This is a genomic window from Pantoea ananatis PA13 (genome assembly GCF_000233595.1).
Lineage (GTDB): Bacteria > Pseudomonadota > Gammaproteobacteria > Enterobacterales > Enterobacteriaceae > Pantoea > Pantoea ananatis.
In genome coordinates, this window is record NC_017554.1 from 3,184,584 (window position 1) to 3,203,920 (window position 19,337).

Sequence of the window (19,337 nt, forward strand, 5' to 3'; positions counted from 1 at the left end):
TCAAAGCTTCTTTAAATGAGTAACAAAGTTGCAGGGACGCGTACGGGCATCCAGTTGATCGGCGATGATGCGCTCCCAGGCGCTGGTACAGGCCGATGTCGAGCCGGGAACCGCGAAAATTAACGTCTGGTTTGCCAGACCGGCGACCGCGCGGGACTGTAACGTCGAACCGCCGATGTCTTCATAGGAAATCATGCGAAACAGCTCGCCAAAGCCTTCGATTTCCCGATCGAACAGCGGCAGGAGCGCCTCAGGGGTGCTGTTTTTCAGGTTAAAGCCGGTGCCGCCGTTGACGATAACCACCTGCACATCCTCGCTGGCAATCCAGCGTGAGACAATGGCGCGAATGCGGTAAAGATTGTCGGGCACGATGGCGTGGTCGATGACGCTGTGTCCGGCTTCGGCCGCGGCCTCACGCAGATAATCCCCGGACGTATCATTACTGGCATCACGGCTGTCTGAGACCGTCAGCGTGGCAAGCTGTAACGGTTGAAACGCGCTGGCTGGTTTACCCATATTTGCTCCTGCAATTAACCGCCAATGTAAGAAAGATTCTGTGTGATACCGGTATTGCCCTGCAACAGGAAATGCGTCTGTTTTTTCTGGCCCAGGCTGCTGGCAATGCGCGCCTGCAATTCATCTTGCTGATCGTCGGACGCCAGTAAATCACGCAGCGGAATACCGCCATCGCCAAACAGACACAGGTGCAGGTTACCCTGAGCGGAAACCCGCAGGCGGTTACAGCTGGCGCAAAAATCTTTGGAATACGGCATGATGAGGCCGATCTCACCCACGTAATCCGGATGATAAAACACCTGGGCCGGGCCATCACTGCGGCCGCTGATACGGCGCTGCCAGCCCTGCGCGATGAGTTGATCGCGGATCACCTCGCCCGACACATGCTGCTCGCGAAACAGCGCACCGCCCTCACCGGTTTCCATCAGCTCAATAAAACGCAGTTGAATGGGGCGCGTACGGATCCAGTCAAGAAAGGTCGTGAGATTATGGCTGTTGACGTCGCGCATCAGCACGCTGTTCACTTTGACCTGGCTGAAGCCGGCCTCAAAGGCCGCATCGATCCCGGCCATCACCTGGTGGAATTTATCCTGACCGGTTATGGCATGAAACTGGCGTGCATCAAGGCTGTCCACGCTGACGTTCAGGGCGGTGAGTCCGGCATCGCGCCACTGCTTAACGTCACGCGCCAGCCGGTAACCATTGGTGGTGACGGCGATATGGCGGATAGCCGCGTTTTCTCTGACAGCCGCAATGATGTCGGTAAAATCGCGACGTAATGAAGGTTCACCGCCGGTCAGGCGCACTTTCTCCGTGCCCGCCGCCGCGAAGGCGCGCGTGACCCGACGAATTTCATCCAGCGAGAGAAAACTTTTATTGCGGATACCGTTTGGCTGATAGCCATCGGGCAGGCAATAGGTACAACGGAAGTTGCATACATCCGTGACCGACAGGCGCAAATAGTAAAATTTGCGCGCAAATGCATCAGTAAATTGTGACACCAGAACACCTTTCCAATTCGGGAGATGCAGTCATTTCTTCCTGCACCCTGGCAGCGCGTAGGCTACGGCCTGAATCCCCTATCCACCGACGTAGGCATTCAGGCTTGAGTGTACGTTAACCGGCTGGTTAACGCGGTATACAGATGGTAGCGCGATTAGTGGTGATGCGCCATCCACGGCTTTTACTCTGTGTGCTTCATAACGTTAACTTTCACCGTATTTCGCTCACAGGATAAGTTAAAATACCCGGTAAGCATTGACGTAAATTACCCCCGTCTGCATCAACCGGGCCGCTGGCCGGCGCAGACGTGAAAAGGAGAAGTATGAATCGAACACTGGCGGACCTGGATCGCGTGGTGGCCTTAGGTGGCGGACACGGATTAGGACGCGTGATGTCGGCCCTGTCCCCTCTGGGTTCACGCCTCACAGGCATTGTGACCACGACAGACAACGGTGGCTCCACAGGCCGCATTCGTCGCGCAGAAGGTGGCATCGCCTGGGGCGACCTGCGTAACTGTATTAACCAGCTGATCACGGAGCCGAGCGTGGCCTCCGCCATGTTCGAATATCGCTTTACCGGCAACGGTGAACTGGCCGGACACAATCTGGGTAACCTGATACTGAAAGCGCTGGATCACCTTAGCGTGCGGCCGCTGGAAGTGGTCAACATCATCAGAAACCTGTTGAAAGTTGACGCCTTTTTAATCCCCATGTCAGAGCATCCGGTTGATTTAGTTGCAACCGATAGCGAAGGCAACGCGGTGTATGGGGAAACCGCTATCGACGCCATGCAGCTTCCACCGCAGGAACTGATGCTGCATCCCGCCGTGCAGCCCACCCGCGAGGCGCTCGATGCCGTTGCAGAAGCCGATCTGATTCTGATTGGACCGGGCAGCTTTTACACCAGCCTGATGCCCATTCTGCTCATGAAAGAGATGGCGCAGGCATTACGCCGGACGCCCGCTAACATGGTGTTTATCGGCAACCTGGGCCGCGAGTTGAGTCCTGCGGCGGCAACGCTTACCGTGGCCGACAAACTGGCGATGATGGAGCACTACATTGGCAAGCGGGTGATCGACGCGATCGTAGTTGGCCCGTCCACGGACGTCAGCCGGGTGGAAAACCGCCTGATTATTCGTGAACCGCTGGAGGCCGCCGATATCAAGTACCGCCACGACCGCCAACTGCTGCGCGCCGCGCTGGAGCACGCCGTTCAGGGATTTAACTGAATCAGGACACCGCAATAAACAATGTGCGCAATTCCTGCAGCTGATCGCGCAGGCCCGCCGCCTGTTCGAACTCCAGGTTTTGCGCATGTTGCTGCATCTGCCCTTCCAGCTCGTGGATCTTTTTCTGCAACGCCTGGGGGGACAACGCCAGGTAATCGGCGTCTGCCTCAGCGGCATTGCGCTTAGCGGGCTTGGCTTTACCACGCGTTTTCACCACGTTATTGCCCAGTTCCAGGATATCGGTGATTTTCTTGTTCAGGCCCTGAGGCACGATGCCGTTTTCTTCGTTATGCCGCTGCTGCTTCTCACGGCGGCGTTCCGTTTCTTCAATCGCTCTGGCCATTGAAGGCGTGATCTTGTCGCCATACAGAATCGCTTTACCGTTAATATTACGTGCCGCACGACCAATGGTTTGAATCAGCGAACGCTCCGAACGCAGGAAGCCCTCTTTGTCCGCATCCAGAATGGCCACCAGCGATACCTCAGGCATGTCCAGCCCTTCTCGCAACAGGTTGATCCCAACCAGTACGTCAAATTTGCCCAGGCGCAGGTCACGAATGATTTCCATCCTTTCCACCGTGTCGATATCCGAGTGCAGATAGCGCACCTTTTCACCGTGCTCTTCAAGGTACTCTGTCAGATCTTCCGCCATGCGTTTAGTCAGGACGGTCACCAGGACACGCTCGTTGATCGTAACGCGCTGGCGGATCTCAGACAGTAAATCATCAACCTGCGTCGCCACGGGGCGGACCTCAAGAATCGGATCCAGCAGGCCGGTTGGACGCACCACCTGATCGATGACCTCGTCGCCGGATTTCTCCAGCTCATATTTGCCCGGCGTTGCCGACACATAGATCGTCTGAGGGGCCAGCGCTTCAAACTCTTCGAACTTCATCGGACGGTTATCAAGCGCCGAAGGCAGTCGGAAACCGTACTCTACCAACGTCTCTTTACGTGCACGGTCGCCACGGTACATGCCGCCAATTTGGGGAATCGTGACGTGGGACTCATCCACCACCAGCAGGCCATCTGCGGGGAGATAGTCAAACAGCGTAGGCGGCGCCTCTCCCGGCCCACGGCCCGACAGGTAACGCGAGTAGTTTTCGATGCCGGAGCAGTAGCCCAGCTCGCCCATCATCTCCAGATCAAACTGGGTGCGCTGAGTGATGCGCTGCTCTTCCAGCAGTTTGTTGTTTTCCAGCAGGGTTTTACGCCGGTCGGCCAGTTCAACCTTGATGTCTTCCATGGCCTGCAGAATGCGCTCACGCGGCGTAACGTAGTGCGTTTTCGGATAGATGGTAAAACGCGGTACAACCGATTCAACCTGCCCGGTGAGCGGATCAAACAGGGACAGGCGCTCGACCTCTTCGTCAAATAACTCCACCCGCAGTGCCATATCATCGGACTCTGCCGGAAAAATATCGATGACCTCGCCACGCACCCGGAAGGTGCCGCGCTGAAACGCCTGGTCGTTGCGCGTGTACTGCAGCTCTGACAAGCGACGCAGAATGCTGCGCTGGTCGATGATCATACCGCGCGTCAGGTGCAGCATCATTTTCAGATAAAGATCGGGATCGCCCAGACCGTAAATGGCCGACACTGAGGCAACGACGATAACATCACGCCGCTCCAGTAATGCTTTAGTGGCGGAAAGACGCATCTGCTCGATGTGTTCGTTAACCGAGGCGTCTTTTTCGATAAAGGTGTCAGAGCTTGGGACATAGGCTTCAGGCTGGTAGTAATCGTAATAGGAGACAAAAAACTCCACCGCGTTGTCCGGGAAAAACTCCTTCATCTCACCATACAGCTGGGCCGCCAGCGTTTTGTTCGGTGCCAGCACCATGGTGGGCCGGTTAAGATCGGCGATCACGTTAGCCACGGTAAAGGTTTTACCCGATCCGGTAACGCCTAATAGCGTCTGGTGCGCCAGGCCATCTTCCAGTCCGGCTTCAAGACGACGGATCGCCTCTGGCTGATCGCCGGAAGGCTTGAAAGCGGAGTTCAGTTTAAAATCTTTACTCATGAATGCGGTTCCTGCAGATGAAAGACGGCGGGCAGCCCATTATTTTACTCTGCTATGGCGATTTTGCCAGAAAATAATACTGGATATAATAACAGTGTTGATGCACAGTAACGGCAACCACTTTACGCTTGACTCTTTGACATTATCGCGCGCGCTAACCGGATTCTGTTGCGCAAGGTTATCCCCAAGCCCGATATTGATTTAACATTTGTCAAGCATGTGTCATAAAATTGCAGTTTGATGAATCGGCCCCAATCCGGCAGGCTTGTTTTTTGCTAAGTCACTGAATTAATGTCGTTACTTTAAAAAGCCCAGATTCTCATCATCGGATTACCAGGCCCCGTATTTCCTCGCTTCCAACCTGTTTTCATTACCTAATACACAAGGTTATCCACAGGAATAGTGGATAACTAATGACAGCCCTTTGCACATCGGCTGTGTATAATTTTTTTCACTCTCCTTTGGGCGATAAAAAAATATTTTTTTTCGCTTATTTTCTGACGCTAACGGGTAGTGATTTAGCTATCAGCGCAATCCGTGCCTTGATCGGCGACAAGTGCGTCTCACTTTTCTTTTTTTCATTGCCCCATTAACGAGCAGGTGCACTTCCCGGCTTCATGAACCTGCACCAACGCTGTACCGCGTAAGCGTCCTGACATGGAATTGTTAACTTTTATTTATCTTTAAACAGGGTGATTTTCGCTGGTTAGCCCCGACTCCACTCGCCGTTGAGACTCTGGCCTGGTAATTGCATGCTCTCTCATCTGAGTGTTACAGGCAGTAGCCGCGTGAAATGCGCCGCTATCTCATTAGAGCGATTTACCAGAAATGAACGGCGAAAGCATTCAGGTTAATTATCTGGAAGGAGCGCGTCAGATGCTAAGTTTACGGTCGGTGAATCAGTTTTACGGTAAAAATCATATTCTCTGGAATGTGGATCTTGATCTGCCTCCCGGCACCTGCACCGGCATACTGGGACGCCCCGGTATGGGAAAAACCACGCTGGTGAACTGCATTATGGGCAAGCTACCGATTAACAGCGGGACGATCAGCTGGCAGCAGGATGGCTCGCCGCCGGAAGACCTGCTCTCGCAGCCTGCTGAGCTGCGGGCCCGACAGGGGATCGGGTTTGTTCCGCAGGGGCGCCACATTTTTACTCAGATGAGCGTTGAGGATAATTTACTGATTGCCTTACTGGCAGGTGCACAGGCGAATGACGCTTATCGGGCGATCCCGGAAATGATCTTTGATCTGTTACCCGCGCTCTATTCGCTGCGTCAGCAGCGCAGCGGCGACCTGCCGGTCTATCAGCAGCAGCAGTTGGCACTGGCCCGTGCGCTGGTGCTGCAGCCCCGCCTGTTGATTCTGGATGAGCCCGCCGACGGCATGGCGCCCTGGCTGGAAGAAGAGATGGGGAATCTGATTCGTCGCCTTAATCGTGACTACGGCCTGACGATTCTGCTGCTTGAACAGCGCGTCTCGCTGATTCGCCGCGTGGCTGACAACTTTCTCCTGCTGCATCGCGGGCGCAATGTAGCACAGGGTAACGTCGCCCAGCTGGATGACGCGACCCTGGAGAAGTGGTTAACGGTGGCCTGATCGATCCGGCAGCGTCAGATAATGTCCACAGTTTGCCTGCTGGTCTTCCTGGGTTAGCCAGGGGATCACGCCCAGGCAAGGTGCAGGAAGCCGCTGCGTTAAGGCCGCCAGGTAGGCCTGATAACGCTGGCCGGGTGGCTGTACCGTATTGGCGATCCAGCCCGCCAGGTGCAGGCCGCGTGCGCGAATCGCATCGGCAGTCAGCATGGCATGATTGATACATCCCAGCTTGACGCCCACCACCAAAATGACCGGTAGCTGCTCCTCCTCGACCCAGTCTGCATAGGTTTGCGTCTCAGAAAGCGGCGTGTACCAGCCGCCCGCACCTTCCACCAAAATCCATTCTGCCAGCGGCTCAAGTTCCCGCAGCCCCGCCGACAGCGTGGCAAACTCAATCGGTCTGCCCTCATCCGCGCTGGCGATATGAGGTGAAGTCGGCTCCATAAACGCCAGTGGATTGACCTGTTCGTAGCGCAGCGGGACGTTGCTGTAACGCTGTAAGGTCAGCGCATCACTGTTGCGCACGCCTGCTGCGGTGAGCTCGCAGCCTGAGGCCACAGGTTTATAGCCCGCGCTGCGGTAGCCTGCGGCGGTGGCAGCCTGCAGCAGCGCCGCACTGGCAACCGTTTTACCGACTTCGGTGTCGGTACCGGTAACAAACCAGCGATTCAACATTGTGTCACTCCAAACATAAGATGGTAACTGAGGCGGAAACCCTGCTCATCCCGCGGCCAGTGGGCTTCGAGCTGAGCAAGACGCTGGCGCGTTAATACGCAGCCAGACCGTCCGGTATGCAGATGCGTTGCCCCGATGCCCTTCAGGGAGCGCATTGCACTCAGCGCATCGGGAAAATGCAGGGTAAGGGTTTGCGCATGGCAGCGCAGACGCTGTGTTTCACAGGCGGCAGCAATCTCCTGTGCAGGCAAAAAGCGGTTCGCATGGAGACGGCCATCCACCTGTGACCAGGCCTGATGCACTTCGTGCAGAGAGCCCGCGCTCAGGGTGGAAAACAGCAGGCAGCCGCCAGGCCTGAGTACCCGGTTAAACTGCATCAGCGCCGCCTGAAGATTCTCGCTCCACTGCACCACCAGATTGCTCCATACGAGGTCAACAGACTGGTCTGCCAGTGGCAGAGCATCAATATCGCCAGCCAGATAGTGATGCGCGGCCCCGTTTTGCCGGGCCTGTTGCAGCATCTGCGGGGAAAGATCCAGCGCCGTGACCTCTTTACCCCGATCGCGCCATATCCGGCTGTACCAGCCGGTTCCGCATCCGGCATCCAGCAGTTGCAAACCGCTGTGCGCTGGCACCTGCGCCAGTAGCGCGTCCCCGCTCAGCCGCTGGAGTTCAGCATAGTGATCATACTGAGATGCGGCGCGGCCAAATGCCCGTGCAACCGCGCCTTTATCAACCTGCAGCGTCATACAGCGCCTCCAGCAGGGCATCAATATCCTCTGGCTCATGGACGGCGGTAAGCGTGATGCGCAGACGGGCCGTGCCCGGCGGCACGGTCGGCGGACGGATCGCACTGACCCAGCAGCCCGCCCTGGCCAGGCGCGCAGACAGCGCCAGCGCCTCGCCGTTATCCCCGACGATTAATGGCTGAATGGCGCTGGACGACGCCATAAGTTGCCAGGGCAACGAGGCCGCGCCGTGCCGGAAATGGGCGATATTACGCGCGAGACGTTGACGGCGGTCATCACCCGCCTGCACCTGTTTCAGCGACGCTAACAGCGCACTGGCCTGGGCTGGCGGCATCGCCGTGGAGTAAATCAGATGACGGGAAAATTGCACAAAGTAATCGGCGGTCGCCTCATCACACAACAGCGCGGCCCCGCTTACGCCAAAGGCTTTGCCAAAGGTCACCACCAGCAGGTCGGGTTTCATGCCCTGTGCCCAACAGCTGCCACGTCCCTGCTCGCCCGTCACCCCTATGCCGTGCGCATCATCGACCAGCAAACAGGCACCGGCATGTTTCGCCCGGTCGGCGATCGCCTGAAGGGGCGCGCTGTCGCCGTCCATACTGAAAACCCCTTCGGTTACCACCAGCGTTTGCCCTTCGCAGGGCGCATCGAGGCGCTTAGCCAGACTGAGAGGATCGTTATGGGTAAAGCGGCGCAGCTGAGCAGGGCTTTGGCTGGCGGCCTCCAGCAGCGAAGCATGCGTCAGTTTGTCGGCCAGAATGCGGTCATTTTTCTCTGCCAGCAGGTGAATCACCGCCTGATTCGCTGCAAAGCCGGAAATAAACAGCAGCGCGCGCGAATAGCCCAGCCAGTCTGCCAGCTGTGCTTCCAGCTCGGCATGTAAACGATGAAAACCGGTTACATGGCCCGATGCACCCGCACCGGCACCGGCCTCGTCCACGCCTTGTTGCCAGCCCGCCATGACGGCGGGATGCTGGCTCAGCCCAAGATAATCGTTACTGGAGAAATGGCGAAAGGTCTGACCGGCATGGCGGATCAGGCGCGTCTGATTCTCTTCTATCACGCGCCGTTCGCGCCAGCCATCTTCAGCACGGCGCTGTATCAGCGCCTGCTGGATGCGTTGCTGCCAGCTCATTACAGCGCCGCGTTATAGAATGTTTCTGTATCGGCATGAAGCAGTTGCTCACTTAACTGCTGCTGCTGAGCATTGTCGCCGTTTGCGGTCTGCGTATGCTCAGGATTCAGCCCCAGCTTACGGAACAGCAGCATATCTTTGTCTTCTTCCGGGTTCGGCGTCGTCAGCAGCTTGCAACCGTAAAAAATGGAGTTTGCCCCGGCCATAAAGCACATCGCCTGGGTTTGCTCGTTCATCTGCTCACGGCCTGCGGACAGGCGAACATGCGAGGTGGGCATCATGATGCGCGCCACGGCGATGGTGCGGATAAAGTCGAACGGTTCAACGTCATCATTGTCTGCCAGCGGCGTGCCTTTCACCTTCACCAGCATGTTGATGGGCACACTTTCAGGCGGCGTCGGCAGGTTAGCCAGCTGTACCAGCAGTCCGGCACGGTCGTTTACGGTTTCACCCAGGCCCACAATCCCGCCCGAACAGACCTTGATGCCGGCGTCACGCACTTTCCCCAGCGTATCCAGTCGTTCCTGATAGCTGCGCGTGGTGATGATATTGCCGTAAAACTCCGGTGAGGTGTCCAGATTGTGGTTGTAGAAATCCAGTCCGGCACTGCCTAAACGCTGCGCCTGACTGTCGCTCAACGTGCCAAGCGTCATGCAGGTTTCCATGCCCATCGCTTTGACGCCTTCGACCATCTTTTCCAGGTAGGGCATATCGCGATCGCTGGGGTTTTTCCATGCCGCCCCCATGCAGAAGCGGCTGGAGCCTGCGGCTTTGGCTTTTTGCGCGGAACGCAGTACCTCATCCACTTCCATCAGTCGCTCAGATTCCAGGCCCGTCTTGTAGCGGGCGCTTTGCGGGCAATATTTGCAGTCTTCCGGGCAGGCACCGGTTTTAATCGACAGCAGTGTGCTGACCTGCACCTGACGTGGATCGAAGTGCTGGCGGTGCACCTGTTGCGCTTCAAACATCAGTTCAAGAAATGGCCGATCAAACAGCGCCTGGGCCTGAGCCAGAGTCCAACGTTGTGACATTACTTACTCCAAAAAAGGTGTCATCCCGACAGTTAACGTGGTTATACTTGTAAACTAAATCTTTTTATTTTGGTTTACAACTCCGATGTTTACTTCTCAGGACGCTGAATTTGATCGCCAGCATATCTGGCATCCCTACACCTCAATGCAGCAGCCGCTGCCCTGCTATCCGGTTGTTGCGGCACAGGATTATCATCTGCAGCTGGCAGATGGTCGTACCCTGGTGGACGGAATGTCGTCCTGGTGGGCGGCGATACATGGCTATAACCATCCGCGCCTGAATCGCGCCCTGCAACAGCAGATGGGGCAGATGTCCCACGTGATGTTTGGCGGCATTACCCATCCTGCCGCGGTGGCGTTGTGTCGTCAGCTGGTCTCGATGACGCCAGACGCGCTGGAATGTGTATTTCTGGCCGATTCCGGCTCGGTCGCCGTTGAAGTCGCGATGAAAATGGCGCTGCAATACTGGCTTGGGCGAGGCGAGACGCGTCAGCAATTTTTGACGCTCAAACGCGGTTATCACGGCGATACCTTTGCCGCGATGTCGGTATGCGATCCGGATAATTCCATGCACAGCCTGTGGCGCGGCTACCTGCCGGAACACCATTTCGCCGCGGCGCCGCAGTGCGGTTTTGATGACGAGTGGGATGCGCGTGATGCAGAGGATTTTATCCGGCTGATCCAGCAGCATCGGGGGCAGCTGGCCGCGGTGATTCTGGAACCCATCGTTCAGGGTGCCGGGGGAATGCGTTTTTACCATCCGCGCTATTTGCAGTGTGTACGAGAAGCCTGTGATCGCGACGGCATTCTGCTGATCGCCGATGAGATCGCAACCGGCTTTGGCCGCACCGGTACGCTGTTCGCCTGCGAACATGCGGCGATTTCACCGGACATCATGTGCGTAGGCAAAGCCCTGACCGGCGGCACGATGAGCCTCGCCGCTACCCTCACCACCCGTGACGTGGCCGATACCATCAGCCTCAGTCCGGCGGGCTGCTTTATGCACGGCCCCACCTTTATGGGCAATCCGCTGGCGTGCGCGGTGGCGTCAGAAAGCCTGGCAATGGTGCAGGAAGGTGACTGGCGTCAGCAGGTTGCGGCGATTGAGCGTCAGCTGCGTGGCGCGCTGCTGCCCCTGCGTCACGCGCCCGCGGTGGCTGACGTGCGCGTGCTGGGAGCCATTGGCGTGGTGGAAACGCATCAACCGGTCAATATGGCGGCGCTGCAACAGTTCTTTGTCAGTCAGGGCGTCTGGATTCGCCCTTTTGGCCGCCTGATTTATCTGATGCCGCCTTATATCATCTCCCCTGAGGCGCTGGATAAGCTGGTCAATGCGATTGGGGCGGCACTGGAGCAGCCCGCTCACTTTCTTTCTTAATGTTGCAACGGCTGGACGTAAACCGGCTTTTGGTTAAGATGAAAAGGCAGTGACCATTAACGCAAGGAGATGTAATGCGAGTTTACAGCCAGGATTTACACGACGGCGACAAGATGCCGGAGAAACACGTTTTTAACGGAATGGGTTATCAGGGCGATAATCTTTCCCCTCACCTTGCCTGGGAAGATGCGCCAGAAGGCACCAAAAGTTTTGTCATCACCTGCTTCGATCCGGATGCGCCTACCGGCTCAGGCTGGTGGCACTGGGTGGTGGCGAATATTCCGGCCGAGACCACATCGCTGCCTCAGGGTGCCGGTTCGGGTAAAGCCGCACTGCCCGCCGGGGCGCTACAAACACGCACGGATTTCGGTCAGGCCGGATACGGCGGCGCAGCACCGCCTGCCGGTGAAACCCATCGTTATATTTTCAGCGTTCATGCGCTGGATGTGGACAAAATCGACGTCGATGAGGGTGCCAGCGGCGCCATGGTCGGGTTTAACGTGCATTTTCACGTGCTAGCCAGCGCATCGCTGACCGTTCATTACGTCTGATCGCCGCATAAAAATGCCGCTTCCGGCCTGTCGAACGATTCCGGAAGCGGCAATTTGCAGGTTATCCTGCCAGCTGATGTACCACTACCCACATCGGACCCTGTCCAACGGCGTAACGGCCCACCGGCTTCAGTAAGCCCTGTGGCTGAGTGATATTGTAGACTTCAATGTGGTGTGACTTCTGCCCCGCCGCCACCAGGAACTGGCCCGCGTGATCGATATTGAATCCGCGCGGCTGCGTTTCGGTCGGCTGAAACCCTTCGACTGTCAGCACGGCACCGTCTTCGCTGACGCTAAATACCGTTAAGGTGCTGCTGGTGCGATCGCAGGCGTACAGGAAACGTCCGTCTGGCGTCAGATGAATATCGGCAGCCCAGCGGGTACCGGTAAAATCAGGCGGCATCATATCCAGCGTCTGTACCGACTCAACCTTGCCCTGCGCATTGTTCAGCGCCCAGACCTCGACCGTGCTGTTCAGCTCATTGACGCTGTAGGCGTACTGTCCGTTGGCATGAAACGCCATGTGGCGAGGCCCGGCGCCTTCCGACGTGGTAACCTGCTCCTGCGAATGCGGGGTTAACTGACCGTCTGCGCCAAGGGTAAACAGGCAAATGCGATCCTGCTTCAGGGCAGGCACGTACAGCGTCCGATCGGCATTGTCGATATTGGCGGAGTGGCATCCCGCCAGGCCGTTAATGACCTGGCTCGGTGCCTGTGGCACGCCGTCATCCCCTATTGGGCTGATACTGACGCACGCATCGTTGTAAGAGCCGCAAAACAGGAAACGGCCGGCATGATCGGTGGAAATATGGGTCGGGCTGCCTGGCAGAGGCGCCTGTCCGGCTTCGGTCAAGGTGCCGTCTGAGGCGATGCGAAACGCCAGTACACGGAAGTCGGGGCGCACGCCTACATACAAGAAATCTTTTTTTGGACTCACCACCATAGGCTGAACCTGACCGGCGACGTCCGTAACCTGCAGGAGCGTCAAGGTGCCATCTTCATTCAACTGCCAGACATGGATTTGTTGACTCTCGGGACTGGCGGTGTAGACAACCTGCTTCATGTATTCTCCTTTTTCGCTGACTCATGTTGTTCTGAGGGTCACTGTAGCGCGTTTTTTTCTGTCTCGCTGGAATGATTTGTGCCCTGATTTTTGTTTCTGTACCACGGTCAGGTGTAGACTTACTGTTCTGCTAACCCATCCCGATGAGAGGATTAATGAGCTATCGTGTAATCGCCCTCGACCTTGACGGCACGCTGTTAACCCCGACGAAAACCATTCTGCCCCAATCCGTGGAAGCGATTACTCAAGCGCGTCAGGCTGGCGTCAAGGTGATTATCGTGACCGGCCGTCATCACTGCGCTATCCATCCTTTCTACCAGACGTTAGCCCTGGATACGCCTGCAATCTGCTGTAATGGTACCTATTTGTATGACTATCCTGCCAAAAAAGTGCTGGCCGCTGACCCGCTGGACGTCGGCAGCGCGGTGCGCGTCATTGAGATGCTGGACGAACATCAGATTCACGGCCTGCTGTATGTAGACGATGCAATGCTGTATCAAACGCCAACCGGCCATGTGATTCGCACACTGAAGTGGAGTGAGTCGCTTCCGCCGCACCAGCGTCCTGTGTTTAAGCAGGTGGACAGCCTGGCGCAGGCGGCCAGAGAGGCCGGGTCGATCTGGAAGTTTGCCCTGTCTCATGAGAACACCACCGAACTGCAGCAGTTTGCGCAGCGCGCGGAAACCGAACTCGGGCTGGCCTGTGAATGGTCATGGCACGATCAGGTCGATGTAGCCCGCGGCGGCAACAGCAAAGGCAAGCGCCTGGCGCAGTGGGTAGAATCCGTGGGGCTGAGCCTGCAGGACGTCATTGCCTTTGGTGACAACTATAACGACCTGAGCATGCTGGAAACGGTGGGGCTGGGCGTGGCAATGGGGAATGCGGATGACGTGATTAAATCCCGGGCAAAAATGGTCACTGGCACCAACCTGGAAACCAGTATCGCCGACACGCTTTACCAGTACGTCCTGTAATCCTGCCCAACCCGGCAAGGCACGCCTGCCGGGTTCAGGCCGTCACCGACACGCTTTTAATCTGGGCATACAGCCACTGTGACGGCCGGATATTGAGCTCGTCGCGCGCCCAGGGCGAGATGCGCGCCCACAGTTCGCTTACGCCAATGCGCAACCTGACCTCAACCTGATCGCCCACCTCAATGAGTTCGACGACCTGCGCAGGCAGGATATTGCGGATAGAGCTGTGCTGAGCCGGTTGCAGCGTCAGGGAGACGTCCGCCGAGGCAATACGGATCCGCAATGCCGATTTAACGGGCAAATTCACCCGACTGACCCAAATATGTTGATCGCCCAGAGACAGCGCCGACATAGGATAATCAGGATGGTGCTCCAGCACCTGCACACGCAGCACGCTGGTCAGATCGCTGGCGGGCAGCCATGGCCGCATTGCGCTGCTGCTCCAGACGCGCTCCAGCGGGCCAAAGGCTTTAACCTTACCCTGATCCAGCACCAGCACGTTATCGGCCAGCTGCAGAATCTCCTCCAGGCTATGGGAGACGTACAACACGGGAATATCAACCTGCTTCGCCAGCTTCTGCAGATAAGGCATCAGCTCACGCTTGCGCGGTAAATCCAGCGACGCCAGCGGCTCATCCATTAACAGAATATCGGGCGCACTGAGCAGGGCGCGGCCAATAGCAACACGCTGCTTTTCTCCGCCCGACAGCGACAGCGGAAAACGATCCAGCAGCGGCTCAAGGCCCAGTAACGCCACCAGCGAATCAAACTGGCCCTTCATGCTGGCCGAGAGGCCGTAACGTAAATTCCCCCGAACCCGGTAGTGCGGAAACAGCCGTGCGTCCTGGAAAACGTAGCCGATGCGGCGCTTTTCCGGCGGCAAGGCGATCTGCTGATCGGCATCAAACAGTATTCGCTCATTCAGCTGAATGCGTCCGCGCTGAGGTTGGGTTAAGCCGCCAATGGCGTTAATCAGTGAGGTTTTGCCCGCGCCCGACACGCCGAATATCGCGGTGATACCGCTGGCGGGGATCGTCACATCAACCTCAAGCTGATGCTCGCCCAGGCGTTGAGCCATGTTCAGCGTCAGCATGAAGCCCCCATCCGTTTACGCCCCCACTGCGCCAGCCATTCAGATGCCAGTAAGGAAGCCAGTGCCAGAACGATCGCGATAACGCACAGACGTGCGGCGGCCCCTTCCGCCCCGGGCGTTTCAATCAACGTATACATCGCCAGAGGAATGGTGCGGGTTTCGCCGGGAATGTTGGAAACGAAGGTAATAGTGGCACCGAACTCGCCAAGGGAACGGGCAAAGGCCAGTACGGTGCCGACAATAATACCGGGCAGCGTTAACGGCAGCGTAATGGTAAAAAAGACCCGCCAGCGTCCGGCACCTAAGGTGCGCGCAGCCTGCTCCAGCCGGCTATCCACCGCCTCCAGCGCCAGACGAATGGCCCGCACCATCAGGGGAAAGGCAATCACCGCAGAGGCCAGCGCCGCGCCGCGCCAGCTAAAGGCGAAGCTGAAGCCAAACCATTCATACAGTTTTTCACCGATGATGCCGCGCCGACCCAGGCCAATCAGCAACAGGTAACCCACCACCACCGGCGGCAGCACCAGGGGTAAGTGGATCACACTGTCGAGGATGGCTTTGCCGGGGAAGCGGCAACGTAACAGCACCCATGCCATCAGGATACCGAATGGCAGACTGCACAGTACGGCAATGCCTGACACCTGCAGGCTGAGCAGGACCGCCTGCCATTCAACATCACTGAGTATCATTTTTTAGGCGAGAATCCGTATTGTTTGAACACTGCGGCCGCTTCAGGCCCTTTCAGGTAGTTATAGAAAGCCTTAACGGCAGCGTTGTCGCGATCGTTAACGATTGCGACAGGATATTCGACCGGCTTGTGGCTGTCTTCCGGAAAGGTGCCCACCACCTGAACTTTTTTACTGGCTACAGCATCTGAGCCGTACACAATGCCATAAGGCGTTTCATTACGTTCCACCAGCGCCAGGGCGGCGCGCACATTACTGGCACGCGCCAGCGCTGGGGACACAGAAGACCAGGCACCCAGCTTTTGCAGCGCTTCTTTAGCATAGATGCCCGCCGGCACGTGATCGGGATCGCCCACGGCCAGACGTTCGCCCTTCAACAGGCTTTTCCAGTTGGTTTGATCGTTGATCGTCACCGGTTTGGCGCTGTCGCTGCGCGGTGCAATCAGCACCAGGTCATTGCCCAACAACGTATAGCGGGTGCTGTCGATCATGCTTTTTTTAGCAACGGCATCGTCCATCCACTGTTGGTCGGCTGAGATAAACAGATCGGCAGGTGCGCCCTGCTCAATCTGACGCGCCAGTACCGAGGACGACGCAAAGGATGAGACAACGTCAGTGCCGTGCGTTTTTTTGTACTGTGCTGCAATCTCTTCCAGCGCGTTAGTGAGTGACGCCGCCGCAAACACGGTGACCTTATCGGCCGCCAGCGCCTGGCCTGCCAGTGAAACGCTCATTACCAGCGCAATGCTCAGACGACAAAAAGGTAAACGCATGATTTTTCTCCAGTGATCGTTATATATTGAATAATACAACGCATTATCTGACAGCGGCGTCAAATTAGCAAAAAAGTAAAAAGAGGCGTTCAGGGCGAGGACAACGTCCGCACTGAGGCGGACGTTGTGTGGGGATTAGTTCTGTGAGCGGGCGTTGTTGTTGTCGCGGCGACCCGTTTTAGAGATGAGGTTAAACACTTCACCCAGGCCGTAGATCAGGCCTAACATAATCGCCATTACCACAGGTACCATGATCACTGCCACGGCGAGGCTTTTGATGAGTTCCAGCATGAAGAGTCCCACTTTGCGTGTAAAAAAAGAGATTGTAACGGCTTAGTAAAACTTTGCGCAGACCTTTTCGTGCTTTTACTTTGAGGCTGAAAGCTCGTTATCATCTGCCTGATTACGCGATTCATTCTTTGCAGGAGCCACCATGCAAGCCGAACTCACCCTTCACATCCGCCTGCAGCAAAAGCTGTTTGCCGATCCACGCCGCATTGAACTGTTAAAGCGCGTGCAGCAAACCGGTTCGATTAGCCAGGGCGCGAAGCTGGCGGGCATCAGTTACAAAAGCGCCTGGGATGCCATCAACGAGATGAACCAGCTGGCTGAACAGGAAATGGTGACGCGGGCCACCGGTGGCAAAGGCGGCGGTGGCGCGCAGTTAACCCGCTATGGCGAACGTCTGGTACAGCTGTTCGGCCTGATGGAAAAGATTCAACAGCACGCCTTTGATGCTCTGCAACAGGACTCGCTGCCGCTGGACAGCCTGCTGGCCGCTATCGCCCGCTCTTCATTGCAAACCAGCGCACGTAATCAACTGTTCGGCACCGTGGTGGATAACGACGCGCAGCATATCCAGCAGCACCTGACCATTCTGCTCTCGGATGGCGTAACCCGGCTCAACGTCGCCCTGACCGCGCGCAGCACAGAACGCCTGCATCTCAAGGCAGGCAAAGAGGTGCTGGTTCTGATTAAAGCCCCGTGGATCAGCCTTCATACTGATGCAACCGGGGCGGATAATCAGCTGGCCGCCACCATAAGCGCTATCGAAACCGGTGAGCAGGTCAGTGAAGTCCTGATGCGCCTGCCGGGCGGTGAAACGCTGTGTGCCACGCTGGAAAACGCGGAAATTGCGCGTCGGCAGTGGCAACCGGGTCACGCCGTGATCGCCAGCTTTAGCGCCAGCCACGCCATCGTCGCCGCTTTGCGTTGATTTATCATTCGGGTTTGACTTCGTTCGAAGCAGTGGCTACAACAACGGTTAACGCTGCAAAAAATGGAACGAATCATGGCTTCATTGCATATTTCGCAAGGCATATTTCATCTTAATGATGCGCGAGTGTTGTCGCTGACCGATGTACACCTTCAGCCCGGCGAGCGCTGGGCATTTGTCGGTGCCAACGGCAGTGGTAAATCCTCACTGGCGCGCGCCCTCTCGGGGGAACTGGCACCGCTGTCAGGTCAGGTAACCTGTGATTTTCAACGTCCCAGCCGCCTGTCGCTGGAGCAGTTGCAGAAGCTGGTCGCCGATGAGTGGCAACGGAATAACACCGACCTGCTGAGCGAAGGTGAGGATGATACCGGCCGCACAACGGCTGAAATCATTCAGGATGAGGTTAAAGACAGGGTGCGCTGCGAGCAGCTGGCCACGCAGTTTGGTATCACCGGCCTGCTTAACCGCCGTTTTAAATACCTCTCTACCGGTGAAACGCGCAAAACATTACTGTGCCAGGCGCTGATGAAGCAGCCCGACCTGCTGATTCTGGATGAGCCTTTCGATGGCCTGGATGTCGAATCGCGCGCGAATCTGACCGCCACGCTGCACCAGTTGCCGCAGGCGGATTTTACCCTGGTGCTGGTGCTGAACCGCTTCGATGATATTCCGGACTACGTTGACCAGGTTGGCGTGCTGGCAGAATGCAGCCTGACGCATGTCGGACCCCGTGAGGAAATTCTGGCGCAGGCGCTGGTGGCCCAGCTGGCGCGCAGTGAGCAACTGGCTGGCATGGCGCTGCCGGAAGCCGACGTCCCGGATGCGCTACCGCCACTGGCAGATGACGCGCCGCGAGTGCTTCTGCGTAACGGCATCGTATCCTATAACGACCAGCGTATTATCGACGGCCTCGACTGGCAGGTTAATACCGGGGAGCACTGGCATATTCTCGGGCCAAACGGCGCGGGCAAATCCACATTACTCAGCCTGGTCACGGGCGACCATCCCCAGGGCTACAGCAACGATTTAACCCTGTTTGGCCGGCGCCGTGGCAGCGGCGAAACCATCTGGGATATCAAACAGCATATTGGCTATGTCAGCAGCAGCCTGCATCTTGATTACCGCGTAAGCGTCAACGTCCGGACCGTGATCCTGTCCGGCTTTTTTGACTCGATTGGTCTTTATCAGGCCGTCTCCGATCGCCAAATGGCGCTGGCGCGTCAGTGGCTGGCGCTGCTGGGCATGGATAGCAGAATGGGAGATATGCCCTTTCACGGTTTATCCTGGGGCCAGCAACGGCTGGTGTTGATCGCCCGGGCGCTGGTTAAGCATCCTACGCTGTTGATACTGGATGAACCCTTGCAGGGGCTTGATCCACTCAACCGCCAGCTGGTAAGACGTTTCATCGATATTTTGATTGGTGAAGACCGTACTCAACTGCTGTTCGTTTCACATCATGCTGAGGACGCGCCCCAGTGTATTACCCATCGTCTGCATTTTGTGGCCCAGCCTGACGGCGGCTATCGCTACCAACAGGACAGGATTTGAGTGCCCTGACGCCGTGCCAGCGGCGTTGTTTACCACCAGATGTAAACGCTACCATTTAAACCTGTTTTTTAGCGATGCGATGTGCGAATCCGCCTTT

At 57.0% G+C, this 19,337-nt stretch carries 19 protein-coding genes and 1 riboswitch; of the genes, 7 read left to right on the forward strand and 12 right to left on the reverse strand.

Annotated features, from left to right (window positions below):
• A complete protein-coding gene (moaB, locus tag PAGR_RS14980; protein WP_014606271.1) occupies positions 1-516 on the reverse strand; it encodes a molybdenum cofactor biosynthesis protein B in 516 nt (171 codons plus the stop codon).
• A gap of 14 nt (positions 517-530) precedes the next feature.
• Positions 531-1,520 carry a GTP 3',8-cyclase MoaA gene (gene moaA / locus PAGR_RS14985; protein ID WP_165836184.1) on the reverse strand — a complete coding sequence of 330 codons (990 nt, stop codon included), beginning with the start codon at positions 1,518-1,520 and terminating at the stop codon, positions 531-533.
• Positions 1,507-1,640, reverse strand: a riboswitch (molybdenum cofactor riboswitch). It overlaps the preceding gene by 14 nt.
• A gap of 200 nt (positions 1,641-1,840) precedes the next feature.
• On the opposite strand from moaA, the gene PAGR_RS14990 reads away from it, so the two are divergent.
• A complete protein-coding gene (locus PAGR_RS14990) occupies positions 1,841-2,746 on the forward strand; it encodes a gluconeogenesis factor YvcK family protein (RefSeq protein ID WP_014593223.1) in 906 nt (301 codons plus the stop codon).
• 1 nt (position 2,747) lies between these two features.
• On the opposite strand, the gene uvrB is transcribed toward PAGR_RS14990, so the two are convergent.
• Positions 2,748-4,769 carry an excinuclease ABC subunit UvrB gene (uvrB, locus tag PAGR_RS14995; protein WP_013025107.1) on the reverse strand — a complete coding sequence of 674 codons (2,022 nt, stop codon included), beginning with the start codon at positions 4,767-4,769 and terminating at the stop codon, positions 2,748-2,750.
• A gap of 876 nt (positions 4,770-5,645) precedes the next feature.
• On the opposite strand from uvrB, the gene PAGR_RS15000 reads away from it, so the two are divergent.
• Positions 5,646-6,368 (forward strand): ABC transporter ATP-binding protein, encoded by a 723-nt coding sequence (locus PAGR_RS15000; RefSeq protein ID WP_029568538.1) that lies wholly within the window; start codon positions 5,646-5,648, stop codon positions 6,366-6,368.
• On the opposite strand, the gene bioD is transcribed toward PAGR_RS15000, so the two are convergent.
• From bioD to bioB, 4 genes are read right to left on the reverse strand one after another with little or no spacing between them, the layout of a single operon-like run.
• Complete coding sequence (gene bioD, locus PAGR_RS15005) at positions 6,354-7,043, reverse strand: dethiobiotin synthase (protein ID WP_014593221.1); 690 nt, start codon at positions 7,041-7,043, stop codon at positions 6,354-6,356. The genes PAGR_RS15000 and bioD overlap by 15 nt on opposite strands.
• Complete coding sequence (gene bioC, locus PAGR_RS15010; RefSeq protein ID WP_014606273.1) at positions 7,037-7,792, reverse strand: malonyl-ACP O-methyltransferase BioC; 756 nt, start codon at positions 7,790-7,792, stop codon at positions 7,037-7,039. Before bioC ends, bioD begins: the two co-directional genes overlap by 7 nt.
• Complete coding sequence (bioF, locus tag PAGR_RS15015; RefSeq protein WP_013025103.1) at positions 7,776-8,927, reverse strand: 8-amino-7-oxononanoate synthase; 1,152 nt, start codon at positions 8,925-8,927, stop codon at positions 7,776-7,778. Before bioF ends, bioC begins: the two co-directional genes overlap by 17 nt.
• Positions 8,927-9,958, reverse strand: coding sequence for a biotin synthase BioB (bioB, locus tag PAGR_RS15020; protein ID WP_013025102.1), 1,032 nt, complete (start codon positions 9,956-9,958; stop codon positions 8,927-8,929). Before bioB ends, bioF begins: the two co-directional genes overlap by 1 nt.
• 85 nt (positions 9,959-10,043) lie before the next feature.
• Between bioB and bioA the strand changes: the two genes are divergently transcribed.
• Together bioA and PAGR_RS15030 are read left to right on the forward strand one after the other, a co-directional pair.
• Positions 10,044-11,336 (forward strand): adenosylmethionine--8-amino-7-oxononanoate transaminase, encoded by a 1,293-nt coding sequence (gene bioA / locus PAGR_RS15025; protein WP_014606274.1) that lies wholly within the window; start codon positions 10,044-10,046, stop codon positions 11,334-11,336.
• A 74-nt stretch (positions 11,337-11,410) separates the two neighbouring features.
• Positions 11,411-11,887, forward strand: coding sequence for a kinase inhibitor (locus PAGR_RS15030; protein WP_013025100.1), 477 nt, complete (start codon positions 11,411-11,413; stop codon positions 11,885-11,887).
• 61 nt (positions 11,888-11,948) lie between these two features.
• Here PAGR_RS15030 and pgl read toward each other — a convergent pair whose 3' ends face one another.
• Complete coding sequence (pgl, locus tag PAGR_RS15035; RefSeq protein ID WP_014606275.1) at positions 11,949-12,950, reverse strand: 6-phosphogluconolactonase; 1,002 nt, start codon at positions 12,948-12,950, stop codon at positions 11,949-11,951.
• A 155-nt stretch (positions 12,951-13,105) separates the two neighbouring features.
• Between pgl and PAGR_RS15040 the strand changes: the two genes are divergently transcribed.
• Entirely contained in the window at positions 13,106-13,924 is an 819-nt protein-coding gene (locus PAGR_RS15040) for a pyridoxal phosphatase (RefSeq protein ID WP_014606276.1), read from the forward strand.
• Positions 13,925-13,958: 34 nt separating this feature from the next.
• On the opposite strand, the gene modC is transcribed toward PAGR_RS15040, so the two are convergent.
• The 4 genes from modC to PAGR_RS23240 all read right to left on the reverse strand — a co-directional run bounded on the left by modC (position 13,959) and on the right by PAGR_RS23240 (position 16,767).
• A complete protein-coding gene (gene modC, locus PAGR_RS15045; protein ID WP_014593216.1) occupies positions 13,959-15,017 on the reverse strand; it encodes a molybdenum ABC transporter ATP-binding protein ModC in 1,059 nt (352 codons plus the stop codon).
• On the reverse strand, positions 15,011-15,706 hold the full coding sequence (modB, locus tag PAGR_RS15050) for a molybdate ABC transporter permease subunit (protein WP_014606277.1): 696 nt from the start codon (positions 15,704-15,706) through the stop codon (positions 15,011-15,013). The genes modC and modB overlap by 7 nt, the downstream gene beginning before the upstream one ends.
• Complete coding sequence (gene modA / locus PAGR_RS15055; protein ID WP_015700723.1) at positions 15,703-16,476, reverse strand: molybdate ABC transporter substrate-binding protein; 774 nt, start codon at positions 16,474-16,476, stop codon at positions 15,703-15,705. Before modA ends, modB begins: the two co-directional genes overlap by 4 nt.
• A gap of 135 nt (positions 16,477-16,611) precedes the next feature.
• A complete protein-coding gene (locus PAGR_RS23240) occupies positions 16,612-16,767 on the reverse strand; it encodes an AcrZ family multidrug efflux pump-associated protein (protein WP_014606279.1) in 156 nt (51 codons plus the stop codon).
• 142 nt (positions 16,768-16,909) lie between these two features.
• Here PAGR_RS23240 and modE point away from each other — a divergent pair, with 142 nt between their 5' ends.
• Positions 16,910-17,692, forward strand: coding sequence for a molybdenum-dependent transcriptional regulator (gene modE, locus PAGR_RS15065; protein ID WP_014606280.1), 783 nt, complete (start codon positions 16,910-16,912; stop codon positions 17,690-17,692).
• Positions 17,693-17,767: 75 nt separating this feature from the next.
• Positions 17,768-19,240, forward strand: a complete 1,473-nt coding sequence (gene modF, locus PAGR_RS15070; RefSeq protein WP_014606281.1) for a molybdate ABC transporter ATP-binding protein ModF — start codon at positions 17,768-17,770, stop codon at positions 19,238-19,240.
• The last annotated feature ends 97 nt before the right edge of the window (positions 19,241-19,337 follow it).